This is a genomic window from Methylobacter tundripaludum (genome assembly GCF_002934365.1).
GTDB lineage: Bacteria > Pseudomonadota > Gammaproteobacteria > Methylococcales > Methylomonadaceae > Methylobacter_A > Methylobacter_A tundripaludum_A.
The window spans coordinates 369,714-386,665 of record NZ_PTIY01000002.1; the positions used below are offsets into that span (position 1 = coordinate 369,714).

At 50.2% G+C, this 16,952-nt stretch carries 15 protein-coding genes; 7 read left to right on the plus strand and 8 right to left on the minus strand.

The window, feature by feature from the left end; translation table 11 throughout:
- The first annotated feature begins 124 nt into the window (after nucleotides 1-124).
- Entirely contained in the window at nucleotides 125-847 is a 723-nt protein-coding gene (locus tag B0F88_RS03805) for a DUF5765 domain-containing protein (protein WP_104422610.1), read from the plus strand.
- A 71-nt stretch (nucleotides 848-918) separates the two neighbouring features.
- Here B0F88_RS03805 and B0F88_RS03810 read toward each other — a convergent pair whose 3' ends face one another.
- Together B0F88_RS03810 and B0F88_RS03815 are read right to left on the minus strand one after the other, a co-directional pair.
- On the minus strand, nucleotides 919-2,142 hold the full coding sequence (locus tag B0F88_RS03810) for an aminotransferase class I/II-fold pyridoxal phosphate-dependent enzyme (protein ID WP_104422611.1): 1,224 nt from the start codon (nucleotides 2,140-2,142) through the stop codon (nucleotides 919-921).
- Nucleotides 2,143-2,154: 12 nt separating this feature from the next.
- Nucleotides 2,155-3,099, minus strand: coding sequence for an L-threonine 3-dehydrogenase (locus B0F88_RS03815; protein ID WP_104422672.1), 945 nt, complete (start codon nucleotides 3,097-3,099; stop codon nucleotides 2,155-2,157).
- Between the two features lie 311 nt (nucleotides 3,100-3,410).
- Here B0F88_RS03815 and B0F88_RS03820 point away from each other — a divergent pair, with 311 nt between their 5' ends.
- The 3 genes from B0F88_RS03820 to B0F88_RS03830 all read left to right on the plus strand — a co-directional run bounded on the left by B0F88_RS03820 (nucleotide 3,411) and on the right by B0F88_RS03830 (nucleotide 6,356).
- The gene (locus B0F88_RS03820) at nucleotides 3,411-3,689 is read left to right on the plus strand and encodes an Lpp/OprI family alanine-zipper lipoprotein (RefSeq protein WP_104422612.1); all 279 of its coding nucleotides are present in this window, start codon (nucleotides 3,411-3,413) and stop codon (nucleotides 3,687-3,689) included.
- Between the two features lie 230 nt (nucleotides 3,690-3,919).
- On the plus strand, nucleotides 3,920-4,492 hold the full coding sequence (locus B0F88_RS03825) for a CAP domain-containing protein (protein ID WP_104422613.1): 573 nt from the start codon (nucleotides 3,920-3,922) through the stop codon (nucleotides 4,490-4,492).
- A gap of 142 nt (nucleotides 4,493-4,634) precedes the next feature.
- Nucleotides 4,635-6,356 carry a hypothetical protein gene (locus tag B0F88_RS03830; RefSeq protein ID WP_104422673.1) on the plus strand — a complete coding sequence of 574 codons (1,722 nt, stop codon included), beginning with the start codon at nucleotides 4,635-4,637 and terminating at the stop codon, nucleotides 6,354-6,356.
- A gap of 70 nt (nucleotides 6,357-6,426) precedes the next feature.
- On the opposite strand, the gene rnhA is transcribed toward B0F88_RS03830, so the two are convergent.
- Entirely contained in the window at nucleotides 6,427-6,864 is a 438-nt protein-coding gene (gene rnhA, locus B0F88_RS03835) for a ribonuclease HI (protein ID WP_104422614.1), read from the minus strand.
- Entirely contained in the window at nucleotides 6,857-7,576 is a 720-nt protein-coding gene (locus B0F88_RS03840; protein WP_104422615.1) for a class I SAM-dependent methyltransferase, read from the minus strand. The genes rnhA and B0F88_RS03840 overlap by 8 nt, the downstream gene beginning before the upstream one ends.
- Before the next feature lie 96 nt (nucleotides 7,577-7,672).
- Between B0F88_RS03840 and B0F88_RS03845 the strand changes: the two genes are divergently transcribed.
- A complete protein-coding gene (locus B0F88_RS03845; RefSeq protein WP_374953568.1) occupies nucleotides 7,673-9,280 on the plus strand; it encodes a lytic transglycosylase in 1,608 nt (535 codons plus the stop codon).
- Between the two features lie 105 nt (nucleotides 9,281-9,385).
- Here B0F88_RS03845 and B0F88_RS03850 read toward each other — a convergent pair whose 3' ends face one another.
- Complete coding sequence (locus B0F88_RS03850; protein WP_104422617.1) at nucleotides 9,386-9,973, minus strand: DUF2780 domain-containing protein; 588 nt, start codon at nucleotides 9,971-9,973, stop codon at nucleotides 9,386-9,388.
- A gap of 354 nt (nucleotides 9,974-10,327) precedes the next feature.
- Between B0F88_RS03850 and B0F88_RS03855 the strand changes: the two genes are divergently transcribed.
- Entirely contained in the window at nucleotides 10,328-10,861 is a 534-nt protein-coding gene (locus B0F88_RS03855; protein ID WP_104422618.1) for a hypothetical protein, read from the plus strand.
- 54 nt (nucleotides 10,862-10,915) lie between these two features.
- Here B0F88_RS03855 and B0F88_RS03860 read toward each other — a convergent pair whose 3' ends face one another.
- The gene (locus tag B0F88_RS03860; protein WP_258076553.1) at nucleotides 10,916-11,725 is read right to left on the minus strand and encodes a transglutaminase family protein; all 810 of its coding nucleotides are present in this window, start codon (nucleotides 11,723-11,725) and stop codon (nucleotides 10,916-10,918) included.
- A 426-nt stretch (nucleotides 11,726-12,151) separates the two neighbouring features.
- Between B0F88_RS03860 and B0F88_RS03865 the strand changes: the two genes are divergently transcribed.
- Nucleotides 12,152-15,388 (plus strand): glycoside hydrolase family 15 protein, encoded by a 3,237-nt coding sequence (locus B0F88_RS03865; RefSeq protein ID WP_104422619.1) that lies wholly within the window; start codon nucleotides 12,152-12,154, stop codon nucleotides 15,386-15,388.
- A 49-nt stretch (nucleotides 15,389-15,437) separates the two neighbouring features.
- Here the strand turns inward: B0F88_RS03865 and B0F88_RS03870 are convergent, their stop codons facing one another.
- Complete coding sequence (locus B0F88_RS03870; RefSeq protein WP_104422620.1) at nucleotides 15,438-16,541, minus strand: tryptophan 7-halogenase; 1,104 nt, start codon at nucleotides 16,539-16,541, stop codon at nucleotides 15,438-15,440.
- Nucleotides 16,522-16,938, minus strand: a complete 417-nt coding sequence (locus tag B0F88_RS03875) for a hypothetical protein (RefSeq protein ID WP_104422621.1) — start codon at nucleotides 16,936-16,938, stop codon at nucleotides 16,522-16,524. The genes B0F88_RS03870 and B0F88_RS03875 overlap by 20 nt, the downstream gene beginning before the upstream one ends.
- Nucleotides 16,939-16,952: the final 14 nt, after the last annotated feature.

Genomic DNA, 16,952 nt, shown 5'->3' on the forward strand with positions numbered 1-16,952 from the left:
TTCTCGATTCAGTCAGGCTGGTTATGACGCTGCCAAATCTGTAAAATAAAAGCAGCTGCGAAAAAATGTCAGGTGATTTTTTGACGCGATTTTTCTAACAATAATAATTTACGGAATAATAATTATGTGTTTTAGTGCAAATATGTCTCTTGGCCTGGGTTTGGTTGGACTGGCCGCGTCTACTGTTACTTTTTTGGATAAAAGTGAACCGTTTTGGGTTCGGGTTGCACGGTTTTACGCCATTTTTCATTTTTCCCTGATGGAATTTATTCAGTATTTCGCTTATCCGGTGGCGGATCAGTGCGGCTATGGCGCCAATCAATTATTGAGTGAACTTTCAACTTACCATATCAGCTTGCAGGCATTGGCGATTATGCCTGCGTTGGCGACTTATTCGTCCGACAAAACCGCGCTGAAGAAGGCGACCATCACCGGCGTAATCCTCAGTTCGTCATTTTTGGTTTTCAGTTTTCTACCTAAAGAATGGCAACTATTCGATATTGCGCCGAATTTTATCGGCAATATGATCTCGTGCCTGTTCATGGGCCAATACCATATCGGCTACCACATCGGCAGCGCGTTCGGCTTGCTGGTTACCTGGGGTTCGTTGTTTGGTTTGGCGGCCAGCGGTTTTGTCTGGAAGGATAACTGGCGTATCGCTACCTATCATTTCGTCATGGCGATTATGACGCTGTTTATGCCGCAATGGATATTCGGCGTATCAACCGGCGAAGCGGCGGCAATGTATTGTTTTTATTCGATACCGATCACTATCAGCTTTATGCCGCAATTTAAAAAATTCTTCGCCGCACAGAATGTCATAGAAGAAGAGCGTGAATACGCCTGACAGGAATAATGGCGAGGGTGTGGCGGGGCAGGGTAGCTATGCGCTCTGCCACTGCTCCTCAGTTTAGGCGGCTAGCGCTTAAAATCAGCCAGCTTCGCCAATAAATAGTCTAAATCTTTGCCGGTATGCTCGGCACAGACCTGCAACCTGATTTCCTGCTCGCCTTGAGGAACAACCGGGTAATTCAGGCCGGTAACCAGAATATTATTCGCCAATAAATGCGCGGCCAAAGCCGAGGTTTTTCCGCTATCCCTGATCAGGACCGGCACGATAGGATGCTCTCCCGGCAAGGTTTCAAATCCCAGTTGTTCAAGTCCCGATCTAAGGCGGGCGCTAAATAGCCGTAACTTTTCCAGCAGTTGTAAACCTTCATCACTGGTAACAATGTCTAAAGCTGCGCCGGCTACGGCCGCTTCGGCCGGCGTAATCGGGTTTGAATAAATGTAAAACGGCGAGGTTTCCCGCAAGTAAGCTATCGCCGCCGAGCTGGAAACGACATAGCCGCCGTTAACGCCGAAAGCTTTGCCTAGCGTTGCAATCAAAATATCCGCCTTGGCCTTGGTATATTCTTCCGTACCCCGGCCGGCACGCCCAAAAGCGCCAACGCCGTGAGAATCATCGACTAGGGTGATGATCCCTTCTTCATACGCCCCTTCATGCCGTTTACAGCAGGCGTTTATTTCATCGAGAGGTGCGTAATCGCCGCGCATGCTGAAAACTCCGTCAGTGACCACGCAAACGCGCTTGACCCGGCCTTTGTAAGCCTCAAGGATTTTGTCCAGGGCAGTCATGTCCGCATGAGCATAAATTTCTTTGCCGGCGGGATGGGATAAGCGTATCGCGTTGATAATGCAGTTGTGATTCAGCGCATCGCTGACAACCAAAGTATCGGCGGAAATAAACTGAGGCAACACGCCCGTCATCGTCGTATAAGCGGAACTGAACAGCATTGCCGATTCGCGGCCGTGGAATTCCGCCAGCTTTTGCTCCAGTTCAATATGCGGCCGGTAAGTGCCGCTGATAAAACGAACCGCTCCGGGGCCGGTGCCGAATTTTTCAGCGGCTGCGGCTTCCGCCTTGATAACCTGCGGATGTACGGAAAGTCCGAGATAGGAATTGGAATTCATACGCAAGAAAGCTCTGTCCCCGTATCCTTCGAGAAAATAGCGGGGGCCGAAGCCGTCAGCGGCCGCTTGCATGCCGGTAACGACTTTTTCATTACCTTTGCATAGGTCTTGTTGTTGTAATTGGGTTAATTTGTCGGTGAGCAGCGGATCTAATTTTTTCAGTGACATAAATGCCTCCGGTTATTTGAGCGTAATTTTTTCCAGCATGTCCTTGACCATCGCCGGCAAATCGAATTGAGCCTGCCAGCCCCATTCGGCTCTGGCGGCGCTGTCGTCCATGTGTCTGGGCCAGGAATCGGCAATCGCCTGGCGTAATGAATCGACCTTATAAGCGACCCTGAATTCAGGCATATGTTTTTGTATTTCCGCCGCCAACTGCTGCGGGGTAAAGCTCATCGCCGCCACATTAAACGCGTTTCTGTGCTTTAGCTGCCGGCTGTCCGCCGTCATCAGGTTAATAGCCGCATCGATCGCGTCGGGCATGTACATCATATCCAGTTGCGTATCGGCTTGGAGGAAACAATCATAATGTTGCGACTTTATTGCCGCATAAAAAATATCCACCGCATAATCGGTGGTGCCGCCGCCGGGTGGGGTTTTGCTGGAAATCAGCCCCGGATACCTTAAGCCGCGTACATCGACGCCAAAGCGATGATAATAATAATCGCACAGCAGCTCCCCTGAAACCTTGCTGATTCCGTAAATGGTCGTGGGCCGCTGAACGGTGTCCTGCGGCGTATCCATAGGCGGAGTTTCCGGGCCGAAAGCGGCTATGGAGCTGGGGAAGAACAACGCGCATTGGTGTGTTCTGGAGGCCTCCAGTATATTGATCAAACCGTTCATATTGACGTCCCACGCCAGCTGAGGCTTTTGTTCGGCAACGGCGGAAAGCAGGGAGGCGAGATGAAATATCGTATCGATATTATATGTCTTTATAACTTGATTGAGGGCGGCCGCATCGCGGACATCCAGGCTGCAATAAGGTCCCGGTTGGGTTAATTCGTCCTGGGCCGGTCTCTTGTGTCCGGCAGCCAGCACATTCTCCGCGCCGTATCGGTCGCGCAAGGCTATCGTTAATTCGGAGCCGATCTGCCCGGTTGCGCCGGTTACCAGTATTTTTTTCATCAACACCCTTCGTTGTTTTTTAAGGTTGGACATGGGTATAGGATACGCCACCCAGCGCCGACAGCATTCAACAATCCGCGCATTGTGTATTTTTGCGGCATTGAACGCTTACGACGATTTTTGGCGGATCGATTCATCAAGCAACTCGTATGAAGTGACGCGATACGGGGGTGTCAGAGTTTTTAAATCCACTGTGTTAAGCCTGCGTTAAGTTACCGATATGCAAGATATATTCAAATAGCTCAGATTAAACAGAGGGTTATTTGATATGTGGGGTTTTATGGTCATCATCTTCAGTAAGGAAAAATAATATGAAAACAGTAATGAAGCTATCAATGATTGCGCTGGCTTGCAGCCTGATTACGGCTTGCGCAACAAATTCGGATATCGAAGATTTACAGTCGCAAGTTAACGGCTTGGACGGTTCTGTTAAACAAGCATCAGCTGATGCATCCAGTGCGCAAACGACGGCCGCCGATGCGGCGGCAAGGGCAGGGGCCGCAGAAACCGCAGCCAAGCGGGCAGCTCAATTATCTCAAGACGCCAATAACAAATTGGATAAAAAATTCAAAAAATCAATGAGAAAATAAATCATTGCTGCTTTTGAGCGGAAAAAGTCCCGTGGCTATGCTGTGCGTATACTATGGGACTTATTTGACGGCTACGTGTCGATTTGAGACGGCGGCGGCCGGCTGAAACTGCCATACAGGGTGACAATAAATGTCGAGCTGCGCTATGCTAGTCCGCCTGTGCGCTTTTATATCCGAATTCCGAATGCCCTAGCGTCTCCCCTCCACACATTAATGCCGGCATCAAGATCATGAAACGAATTTTATCCCTGTTCATTTTTTGCCTCGGGACTGTCCCTTATCCGGTAGTAGCCGATATTGACGCTCAGCCGGGGATAGCGGCCGCTGAACTTGAACGCGAAATTCATCAACAGATAAACCGTGAGCGGCAAAAGCACGGCCTGCCCCAATTGAATAACGATGAGTTGCTCGCGGCCATCGCCCGTCAGCATAGCCGCGACATGGCGCGTTATCATTTTTTTAACCACACGAATTTGCAGGGGGAAGGTCCCGTCGAGCGGGCTAAAAGGTTGGGATGGGACAGGAAAAAGCAAGCCGACGCCAATACCTGGGTAATCGGTCCGGGCGAAAACATATTTATGAATCATCTTTACGATAAGGTCATTACGACCAAGCAAAACGGTGTTGCGGTAAAAAAGGAATACGTCTGGAAAACCCCGGAAGAAATCGCACAATCGACCGTACAGGGATGGATGGACAGCCCGCCGCACCGGAAAAACATTCTGTCGCCGAAATACGATCAACAAGGTATCGGAGTCACTATTTCAGGACACGAAGTTTATGTGACGGAGGACATGTTTTAACTTCATGGTATTTGGATACCGGTGTAGGCGGATTCGAAATATGAAACAATCGGCGGCCAGCAAGCCGAGTTGCTGTCACGGAAAAGCAGTTTACAAAATAGCCGCGTTAACTATGTTTTCAGAATCGATCGAGCCTGTCTTTATGAAGCGACTCTATCAAGCGATTATTTTAGCGGGCTGCATTATCAGTCAGCCAAGTTTTGCCTCTTCCTGTACGCAAGGCGATCTTACCCATATCTGGATTTCTCCGCGCGTAGTAAAGGCGGGGGCGCCGATTAATGTCATGGCTGTGTCCGGCTCTGAAACTGTTACCGAATTGGTATTAACCCATCCCAAGGGTGAAAAGCAGGTGTTAAATGCAACGGCTAATGATGGGATGCCCTGGCATTTATCGGCGCAGATTGACAAACTTGACGAAGGCCGTTATCAATTAGAGGCCAAAGATAAAGACACAACGCTGGCGTGCCATGAAGTTTTTAACGGCGATAACGGCACTGGAGAACACGCAGTCTGGAATGACAGTTATGAAGCCTTTTATTCGGCCTGGATAGAACGGCTTTTCGATGCGCCGGTTGATCAAAGCCTGAGTTTTCGATCCCTGGAGCCTGTTTTGCGGGATTCAGAGCGTAATTTTCTGCACAATTATTTAGGTTTGAACGAAGACAAAGCGCTGCCTGCAACGCCTGATTGCGCCGATTTCCCGTATTTTCTCCGCAGCTATTTTGCCTGGAAAAACGGCCTGCCGTTCAGCTATCGCGCTTGCAGCCGCGGCACAGCCAAAAAGCCGCCTGCATGCAATTTGGCTACGATTGAAACCGGTTTTGTTCAATACGCCGCACCGCCTGCCACATTTAAAACCTTAAGCCATACCCTAATGGACGTTGTGCATTCAGGAAATGGCCGCACCGCGCTTACGAGCGAAGCGACTGATTTTTATCCTGTGGCGTTACGGCGCGAGACGTTGCGGCCGGGCACCATTTATGCGGACCCATACGGCCATGTGCTAGTGCTGGTGAAATGGGTGCCGCAAACAGCCGACAGTCCGGGGATTTTATTTGCGGCCGACGCCCAGCCTGATAATTCCATCGGCCGGAAACGGTTTTGGGAAGGCACCTTTTTATTCGGTAATTCGGGCAGTGCGGGGGCGGGTTTTAAAGCTTTCCGTCCGCTTGCCAACAACCGCACGCTGTTGAGTAATGACGAGTTGCCGGACTATTCGATTGAACAGGCAGTGTTGGAGCCTGACGATTTTTACGCACAACTTTACAAGCTGATTAATCCTGACGGCTTGAATGCGAAACAGGCTTACGAGGCGACGTTAACCGCGTTGGTGGAACAACTGGAAACGCGGCGGCAATCGGTTGAAAACGGTGAGGATTATTTTCGTAAAAAAGCCAATACAATCGAGATGCCGAAAGGTGCGGCGATTTTTGAAACGATCGGTCCGTGGGAGGATTACGCCACGCCTTCGCGTGATATGCGCTTGTTAATTGCTATCAATGTCTTGCTTGGTTTCCCTGAAAAAGTCGTCCGTTATCCTGAGCTGTTTAACTTGACCGCTCAATCCGCAGCACAAGTTAAAACCCGGATAGAGCAACTGCATGAAAAACTGACTGCGGAGAAAAAGGTTCAGTATGCACGCAGTAATGGCGAACCTTGGGAGCTTTCGGTAGCGGAGATATTGGCGCGCAAAGCAGCATTCGAGATGGCTTATAACCCGAATGATTGCGTCGAAATCCGTTGGGGGGCCAAAGCGGGCACAGAAGAATATACAAGTTGTAAACGGCACGCGCCGGAACAGCAGGTTAGACAAATGGCGGCGGTACGCGACTGGTTTCGCTATACCAAACGCCCCCCGCGCTGAGTTATTAGTTACAGCCGGTAGGATGGGTAGAGCGAAGCGAAACCCATCAAATACCCTTGGGCAAAACCGATCAACGCAACGAATCAATGCCAAGATTCGCCAACTCATCCGCCCTGTCATTATCTTTGTCGCCCGAATGGCCTTTTACCCATGCCCATTCGATGTTATGCCGTTGAATGGCGGCGTCCAGTCTGCGCCAGAGGTCTTCATTCTTCACCGGGCTTCTGGTGGCCGTTTTCCAGCCGCGTTTTTTCCAGTTGCTCATCCATTCGGTAATGCCTTGCAGCACATATTTCGAGTCGGTATTCATCTGCACGGAACAGGGTTTGGTCAGGGTTTCCAGCGCCTGGATTGCAGCCATCAGCTCCATGCGGTTGTTGGTGGTGGCGGGGTCGCCGCCGTAAAGTTCCTTAACGTTTCCTTTGTAGCTGAGGATAACGCCCCAGCCGCCCGGTCCGGGGTTGCCTTTACAGGCGCCATCGGTATAAATAATGACGGGATCAGTCATGTCTGTTTTTCTGTGTTGTTGGTGTATTAAGCGGGTTTGCCAGAATTAAGCGGGGATTTAGCGCGGTTACGGGCGTCAATGGAATCAGGTTGTAGCGGCGCTTGATGGCCCTAATCGCATAGGCGGTCGATGTGAGCGAGTATCCACGGGTTATAAATTTACCGTGAGTCGATTTTACCGTATCCAAGCTAAACTCCGACGATACGGTGACTTCAAAATTTAACAATTTTAGCCAGTCCAAAACCCTGGGTCGGGAAATAAAGTGTCCTCCCCAGGAATCGGCCATTTTTTTATCCCACAAATACTGGTATCGAACCCATAGACTCCAGGGATTAAAATTCAGCATGACCAATATGCCTTCCGGCTTTAAAACACGCTCCACTTCACGCATGGTTTGAAACCGGGAAGCGTCAAACTCCAATAAATGCGGGATGATGATCATATCGACAGAATTGCTCTGCAAGGGCAGGCTGTGCGATTTGGCCTGGATTTTTCTTGCTTTATCGCAGCCCAGGCTTTTGGCGTCCAGTATCGTAAAATTTTTGTACAAAGAGCAGTCGATAAATTCGCTTTCCCAACCTAAACCGCCAATCTGCAAGATGGTCTGCTTGCAACTGACGGTAATGGACCGTTGAATATAGTCGGCTTCAAGCTGCTGTAACAGCTTGCCTCGAGGGGTTTGATACCAGGCAAATAAGAAATTACGTTTCATGGGCGCATTTTATACTATCTGACTTTGATGATTTTCAATAAAAACAAGCTATAATGATAGCATTCTAATAATAAACTTTATTCTTAAAAGGCTTAGATGATGAGCGTTAACTTTAACAGGTCGGGTAAATTTTTATCACTATTGACCTTTTTAATCGTAACAGGCTGCTCTACAACGTCAAAAGACTCTTTTAACGATAGGCCGCCAGATACCTCGGAAACCGATAACAGCTATGTGAGGCATTCCCTCCATCCGTTCGGCAAACAAAAATACACGGTACCGGCCAAGTATAAGAACACGGTTTGGGAACGGTTAATATCATTATATTCTCTGCCCCAGATTGAAAATGAACGGATCGACCGCGAGTTAAACTGGTATTTGCGGCATCCTGCGTATCTTGCCAGAGTTCAGCAACGGGCGGAACCTTATTTGCATCTGATACTCGATGAGATAGAAGCCAAAAATATCCCCGGCGAGCTGGCTTTGCTGCCTATCGTTGAGAGCGCCTTCCTGCCGGAAGCCTATTCAAAAAGCGACGCGTCGGGACTTTGGCAATTCATACCGGCTACCGGCCGTCTGTACGGTCTCCAGCAAAACGCTTGGTATGACGGTCGCCGCGACGTTTACGCCTCAACTAGAGCGGCGACGGCTTTTCTCAAACATTTGGGCGAGACTTTCGATGGCGACTGGCATCTTGCTCTGGCATCCTATAATTACGGCAAAGGTAATGTAAGAAAGGCTATCGAAAAAAATGAAGATCTCAAGCGGGCGACCGATTACTGGTCATTGGACCTGCCGAAGGAAACGGCGGACTATGTGCCGCGGTTGCTGGCCATAGCGCGAATATTTGCGAATGCCGACAAATACAACGTTAATTTGCAACACATCCCCAACAAGCCTTACTGCGAGCTTGTCGATGTCAAATCCCAATTGGATTTAAACAAAGCCGCGGAGCTGGCTAATACGCCGCTGAACGAGTTTTTAAAATTAAATCCCGGTTTTAACCACTCGAGCACCGCACCGCAAGGGCCGCATCATTTGTTGATCCCGGTCGCCAAGGCGCAAACATTCAAGCAAAACCTGGCTCAGTTGCCTTATGACCAACGGGTCGATCAAAATCGTTACCATGCCGAGGCGGCGGCGCAAATCCGCCATGATCAAGTTCAGGCTATCCCAAGCTTGCATAAGGTTAAGGCGGGGGAAAGCTTGGTATCGATCGCCGACAGGAACAATACGACCCCCCAATCGATTCGTCAGGCCAACCATTTAGCGGGCAATTCCATCCATTCCGGCATGCTTTTAAAAATGCCGACGCCGCAAAATTCGGCGCAGCACGTCGCCACAACGGCTAAAAACAATTCCGTCGGCGCACAGGTCTATGTCGTAAAAAAAGGCGATACGTTCTGGAATGTTGCGCAGAAATTTTCGGTTAGCGTTAACGACATTCAAAGCTGGAACAAAATTTCTCCAAAATCGTCACTGGTTTTAGGCCAGAAGATCATTATCAAGGCTGCGCATCAACAGGCTCAAGCCTCATCGGCGGGAATCCGCACGATTAATTACACGGTTAAGCCGGGCGAAACCTTGGCGCAAATTTCGCGTAAATTCAACGTCTCAATTACGGATTTGCGCAAATGGAATCCGGCTGGAATAAACAATTCCCTGACTCCTGGAAAAGTATTAAAAGTGATTATTGATGCTTGATTTGGCTTGAAAGCATGATGCTTAAATGTCGGCAACCAAAATAGGGCGGGGTTTTACTCGGGTTTTTACGCCTTCTCTCTGAAGGGAGAAGGCTGGGTCTATGTCTTAACGCCCGATTAATGCGGCGTTTAAAGTATCCACTAAAGCGCTATTGCCACGGGCTTTGACATATTCAATAACCACCGGGATAAATTGTTGCACCATCGCAGGCGACATGCCCTGCTGCTGAAAAGCGGAAACCAGTGAAATCAAACTCCCCGCCGTTCCGCCCGAAGCTCCCGCTAGAGAAGATAAACGCCCCGCCAAACCACCTTGCTGCGCTAGAGCGGGTACGGCCGCCCCTAACATGCCTTGCATGCCCGGAACCGATTGTTCCAACTGGGCGAATGAATCTGCCTGCATCTTGCTTTTAGCGATCTGAAACAAAGCGCCAGCGCCCCCTTGAGCCTGGGCCGCCGTCACGCCTGTCCGCTGCATCAATAATTCGGTCAAACTGCCGGCTTGCACAGCCTGAGCCGCATTCACGGCCTGTTGGCTCTGCTGCAATGCTTGGCCGGTATTATTGGCATGACCATTGATGTCATTATTGACGGCATTGAGCACATCTTTCCAGCCTGCGGCGCCGGCATCGTTGACCGACGCCATAGAAAAAACCAGTGATGCGGATAACGATAGCATTATTTTTTGCTGCATGTTTTTTCCTCTGCTTGAGTTTAAGCACTGTTTGAAAAGCCGATAATATCGAATAAAACATAGACTGTAATTAAGAAATCTACACTGAAAATATTGCGGCGGCTTCAGTCGCCATGCCGCAAGCCTTACGGGGTGGGTATCCTGCGCTAAAAATCCAAATTTGCCGTCGAATAAAAGCTCAATTACACTAGCCGACAGGGAGAATAAGAATTAGACAAATGGGCGTGGGCCGGTAAATTCGGCACAAAGAACACGCGGCTACTGCTGGATTTTGCATCTCAATTCAGTCTACCTGTTCGCGTATCTGACATTTTTCATAAGGTGTGCATTAGCACTATCCATAAGGAGAATAACATGGCACAAGAAAAAGATTACTTAAAAGACCCGTTCGGCAATGCCGTTTCCGACATTGTCAAAGGCATTGACCGCGATGTGGAGCGGGGGGAAGACGTCTTAATGTTGGGATTAGGCATCGTCATGTTGTCTTCCACTTTTGCACCGGTAGCGCCGCCGACGGTTCTTTTGCCGCTGGTCGCTCTTACTTTCGCTGTTTCTGTGGGTTTTGCGCGGATCAATTATCACAACATGGAGCGGAAACTCCTGCAATCAATGGCGCAGCTTGACGGCCATGACAAAATCATCCTGCACCCGATTGCGGCTGTTTTTGCCGAGTATCCGATGCACTCCTTAGCCGAGTCCTTCAACCCTTTAAAGAATCTGAAGCGGACCTGGAAGAGTGCGCTGGGCGGCATTTTGATTAATCCGCTATGGATGCCGATTTTCTATGTAATGGGTATGCAGATCAATGAAGAAAAAAATCTCGGTGTTTTGAATCGGGCTATCATCGGCGTTGAGCAAAAAATGGCGTCTTTATCTTCCGTTGTTTAGTTTGTGACGGTTTATTTAAAGCCAAGCCTCGGTTAATGCAGCAAACTTTTTGTTTTACCGGGACTTGTCCAGCAAATTAACCTGGACATCCATATTATTCAAAATACAGCCTTGGCCGAATTGGTGGAATATCGAAACATCAGCCGCATCGCGCCCATAAGCAATAATCACCCTGCCGCCGCGCAAATCGTTTTGGGTCGGATCAAACGAGTACCAGCGGCCGCCGATATAGGCTTCAAACCAGGCGTGCAAATCCATCGGTTCAAGCCGATACAAATAACCCACCGCCAGACGCGCCGGTATGCTGATACTGCGGCATAAGGTTATCGCCAGCTGCGCAAGGTCTCTGCATACCCCATAGCCCCGGTTATGAACCTCGACTGCCGATAGCGGATAGTCGCTGGAGCCGGGAATGTACTGTATGGTATTGCGAACCCAGTCCGTGATTTTGCCGGCCTGATCGTAACCCGGCGGCGCATCGGCGGTTATCTCTCTGGCAAGATTGCCAAACCGGTCCGATTCGCAGTAGCGGCTCGGCAACAGATAAGGCAAAACGCGGTCTGGGAGATTCTGGATTTCAACAAAATAGGCACCGGGCGCACTATCGATATATTCCCCCGTGATGACTTCAAAAGAGGTTTGGACGCTAAATTCTCCGGGCGGAGCGACCAGGCGTTGACAGAAGTTGCCATAGTTGTCTTTACTCTCGGTGATCTGTACGCAAGGCTCAACGATATAACGGGAGCTTGTAATCTTTTGTTGTGCGCCGTTCAATGGGCGCAGCATTAAAATAAGGGCTGTCGGGGCCTCTATCTGGAAACGAAGATCGCAGCTTACTCTCAACTTCATATTAATTTGTCGCATCAAAACCCCGTGTTGGGCATCCATTTACTCAATACAAAGCAATAACCGAACCAATATGCCGCGTCGAGCCGCGCAACGCGCTATTGCGAACCTGTCGATAACATGCGCGAGTGATTTCAGTGCAAAAAACAGGATTTCGCCCAAATTGGTGCAAATCATCACGAAGATGTTTGCCGCATTTTCGCGTTAAGCGTTATTTTCCGCAAGTAAACGGTAACAGCATGATGTCGTTTGCGCCCGCAACTGGCGTAATCGCTTTTTGAACGCAGCGTGCGTCCGAGTAGTCGTCAAAAAGGACGCGAAATAGCGTAAACTATGGCGCATTAATTGCTCGTCATTATGTAACCTAGAGGTTTATAGCGGTGGCTCGATACGATAGGGCGGCTAGCTTAAAGCCTATTTCCAAAATCACGCTATTCACTGAACATGAAATCGAGTCAACACGATAAACTGGACGCTTATTTTCAACAGGTACAGGACATCATTCTGAGCCGCCAGGATTGGGTGAGCGGCTTGTTGCCGGCCAGTACCGCCGTCAATGTGCACGGCAATTATACCGATGCCTGGGTCAGGGATAATGTCTACAGTATTCTGGCGGCATGGGGACTGGCGCTTGCTTACCGGCGCGACGAAGACAGCCTCGTTGAAAAAAGCGGGCGCGCTTATCTGCTTGAGCAAAGCGTCGTCAAGCTGATGCGCGGGCTGCTGACGGCGATGATGCGCCAGGCGGCCAAAGTCGAGAAATTCAAGCACACGCAGAACCCGCTCGATGCCTTACATGCCAAGTACGATACAAAAACGGGCGACGTGGTCGTGGGCGATCATGAATGGGGGCATTTGCAACTGGACGCCACGTCTTTGTTTTTACTGATGCTGGCGCAGATGACGGCATCCGGCTTACGCGTCGTATTTACCATCGATGAAGTCAATTTTGTGCAAAATCTGGTTCACTACATCAGTCGAACCTATCGCACACCGGACTACGGTATCTGGGAGCGCGGCCACAAAACCAACCACGGCATTGCCGAATTAAACGCGAGTTCAATCGGCATGGCGAAAGCCGCGTTGGAAGCGCTGTCCGGTTTTAATCTATTCGGCAAGGACGGCGGGCAGGCATCTGTCGTGCATGTGATCAGCGACGACATCGCCCGGACGCGCATTACCCTCGAATCGCTGTTACCCAGAGAGTCGATTTCTAAAGAGACCGACTCAGCGGTGCTCAGCATCACCGGATTTCCGGCTTTCGCGATTGATAATCAAATTCTTAGGGCAAAAACGGAAGCGATTATTTGCGAAAAGCTGGAAGGACGATACGGCTGCAAACGCTTCTTGTTAGACGGCCACCAAACAGCGATAGAAGATAGTCATCGCCTCTATTACGATCCGCATGAACTGAAGCAATTCATGGACATTGAATGCGAATGGCCGCTGTTTTTCACCTATTTATTGCTCAACAACTTATTCACAGGCGGTAGCGAAGCCGCCTTGCGCTATCGCGCTAAATTGGAAAGCCTGCTGGTTGAACAAAATGGCAGGCAATTATTGCCGGAACTTTATATCGTCCCAAAAGAGTTAATTGCAGCGGAAAAAGCCAATCCACACAGTCAGGAACGGGTACCGAACGAAAATGTGCCCCTGGTTTGGGCGCAAAGCCTGTTCATACTGGGCTGTCTTATTCAGGATGGTTTGCTCGGCATTGACGACATCGACCCTTTGGGACGGCACAAAATTGTTAAGCAGGCTCAGGATTGCAAGCTGCAAATCCAGTTGCTCGCCCAGGACGAAGCCGTACAAAACAGCTTGATGAATTTAGGCATTCAAACGCAAACACTCGCCGAAATAGCGCCTATCCAGATAAGGGAAGCCTCAGAACTGGCCGAGGCATACACCCATGTAGGCCGGAACGACCGTATGGGCTTAACCGGCAGGCCGTTGAGACAGTTGCGGACCATGGCGACCTCCAAAATGTATGTGCTGTCCGGTGAGCGTCTGCTGTTTTTACCGCAGTGCCTCAGTCAGAAAGGTTTTTATCTGGCGATGGACAACCGCTTGGTCATACAGCGCTTGCGCCTGGAACTGGCATATGTTCATAGACATTGGGACAGGCCGGGCAATCCCCTGGTTGTTATGACGATAAAACATAATATGTTGGACAGCCATAACCGCGAGGTTCTGATTGAATTCATCAAAGAACTGCAGCAAGGCTCCACCTTGGGTATTCCCCTGCAACTCGGAACGCTTTTGGAGTTTGCGGCAACATCGAGTTATGAAAAAATTGATTACCTGCATGATTTTCAATTCTCCAAAGCTTCCTGGAAGGACGCTGAACGGCCCTTTTTCCGAATATTGCCGATAGATACCGCTCCGCCGGGGCCGCTGGATACGCAAATATTGACGGCATGGGACATCAGCGCCGACGGAATACTGATCGAGCAACTGAAAACCAACGCCAATCTTTACGCGCAACTTGAAGTCTTAAGCTTACTGAGTCTTCGTCACGGCCTGGATTACGACACAGGATTATCGGCGATGGACGGCGCTGCCGGCCTTGTGCGCGACTTGCTCGAAGAAATCTATGCGCGGGCAGGGGACCAACACGCCTGGTACATCGTCAGGCGCTGTGCCGGATTATTGGGTAAATACGATATAAACCTGGAACAGGCGGCCACCGAGATACTGGTGCGTCAACATGCGCTGACACTAGGCCGCGCCTACAGCGGAAGGGCGACTTTGAACCGTCCGGCCGATTCGTCTGAAATCTTGCAAACCATTCGCGCCTACAATAATAACGATGCCAGCGAACATATCATTATTCAGGAGTTGGTCATTTATTTGGGCATGTTAATCAAATCCAACCCGGAATTGTTCACCGATATGCATACAATACGCGTCGGTCATATCATGCAGTTGATTATCATCAGGCAAAAGCGCGAATCCGGTGGCGGCACGATAGATCAGGCTTTTAACGAAATTCTTGCTTTACCGCCTTACCGGTTATTCGAGAAACTAAAGGAAACGCTAAAAGACTATAGCAAGACCGAAGATCAATTGGGTTTAGCCGAAACGCTGCACTACGAAGGCGATTCTCGAGAGTTGAGCCGTGCGCGGTTTTCAAACAGCATGGAGCTGAAAGGCCGTATAGGAACGGACTGGTATCATTGGCGCGAACAGCAAGGCAGCGTCGGCAGGGAAAATGATGCGTTTTTCGCCAATGTCTGGGACATCCTGCATCATTGCAACGGCTTGGTGATAGGCGACAAACTTAACAGCAAAAACCGCCTGGACAGCGAGAATATCCTGGCGCAGATGACGGCGGGCGAGCAAAGTTTCAAGCTATACGTCAATCATGTGCTTAACAAGATTCAAGCCCCGGTCTATCGCCAGTTGACGGTAGAGGCGCTAAAAGCAATGGCGTCTATTTTCCGGGAAAATGCATCCTTATACATAGACGATACCTTATTAACGGACATTATTATCGGTCATGCAGTAAAAATCGGCTGGCTGCAATCCCACCCTGAAACCAAAGAAACTTACGACAATCACGTATCGTTTGCGTGGCAGGCGTTTTACCGGCTGCCGCCGCACCATGTCGCCAACTGCATTCTTGATGCTTTAATATATCTGCTTAACAAGGAACCGCAGTTGGAGTCTGTGGAATCCTGACCGTACAAACTATAGTTGTACGGTCAGGTTGTAATTATCCGTCCACTTTTCAATGACGGCGGTTCCAAAAAGGCGCATCAGGCCAGCGTTGTTCCTGGCGATAATACTCATGCCGCGTCGTCAGGTAAGCATCGAATTCGCGATTCATCAGCGCGTAATACCGGGCAATGCCGGTTTCGTCATTGCGCAGAAAGTAATCGGCGATGGCGTAGGAAGCAAATAAGCCCGACCTTATCGCCTTGATGATCCCTTGTGAAGATAAGGGATCGAAGCTTGAAATCGCATCCCCTATCCCTAGAATGCCAAACGGATAAGCGGAACCGAAATTGCGGGAAGCGGCGGACCAAAATGCAGGCGGAGCCAGCGGCCGGCATGAAGCGATCAAAGGCTGTATATGACGGGTTTCGGCTAAATATGCCATCCAGGCAGGCAATTGAGAGATACGCAACTGGCGTGCAATATCCGCATCGGTCATCAACATGGCGACTCTGCGGCTGCCTGGAATCGCAGCGCTATACCACCAACCGTCGCGGAACGATTCGATCACGGCGGCATCGGCTCCGGGCGCATCCGGTACAGATTGCTGCTCAAAAAAAACCGCGCAGGCCACCAACTTGTCGATTTTGACCGAAGGGATTTTTAATAAGCGCGGCAGCAATGCGCTACGCCCGCTGGCGTCGATAACAAAACGCGCGGCAAACTTGCCTGCGGCACCGCAATCGATACGCCAGCCCTGTGCGCAAGGGCTCAACGAACGCACGGTCGCGGTTAGCGGTTTGGCGCCAAGGCGAGTGGCTTCGTCGGCCAGCATGCGGTCGAAACGGTCGCGATCAAGCCGCCAACCGGTGTTATGTACATAGAGAAAGAATTCGTTACCGATCAGTTCCTGCCCGCCCCAAGCGCTCAAAGTATGAAAAGAAGGGCAGTGGTCCGCCTGAATAAAAGCGGGTCCTAAACCTAGATGATCGAGAAAAGGTTTGATAGGCGGAGGGACAGACTCGCCGACGCGGAACGGCCTATCGCGTCCCGCATCGGCGAGGCAGACGCGCAGGTGCGGGGCGATTTGGCTCAGCGAAATCGCCGCCGCAGCACCCGCAGGTCCTGCTCCAACTATAAAAACATCGACGCCGGCGTCAATCAAATTTGACCGCATAGAAAGAGGCCACGACACCGGCGGGCGACACCGTGCCCGGCTCGCTACCGGAATGCGGGATGGTGCGAATCACCGAGCCTACCATCGCAGGCCGCTGCTGCACGCCATTCGGCCAATGAGGAACAAGGTAGCCTTGGTAATCATAGATCCATTGCTCGCCTCCGACGACGCCGACCCCTTGGAAGCGGGCATGCATCGGTGAGCCGTAATCCCTAGAACCTTTTAACGCCAATGACCAGCCCGGCCCGCCGATAACGCCGGTCAGTATTTGCATAGGGCCTTCGTTAATTTCTATGACGCCTTGACCGAACTCCAGGTCATTGAACGCCAGTTTCAAATCAGGGTCGTTTAATAAGCTGCGATAGCTCCATTTGCCAACGAACGGATTGTCAATCATGATGATATTCCTTT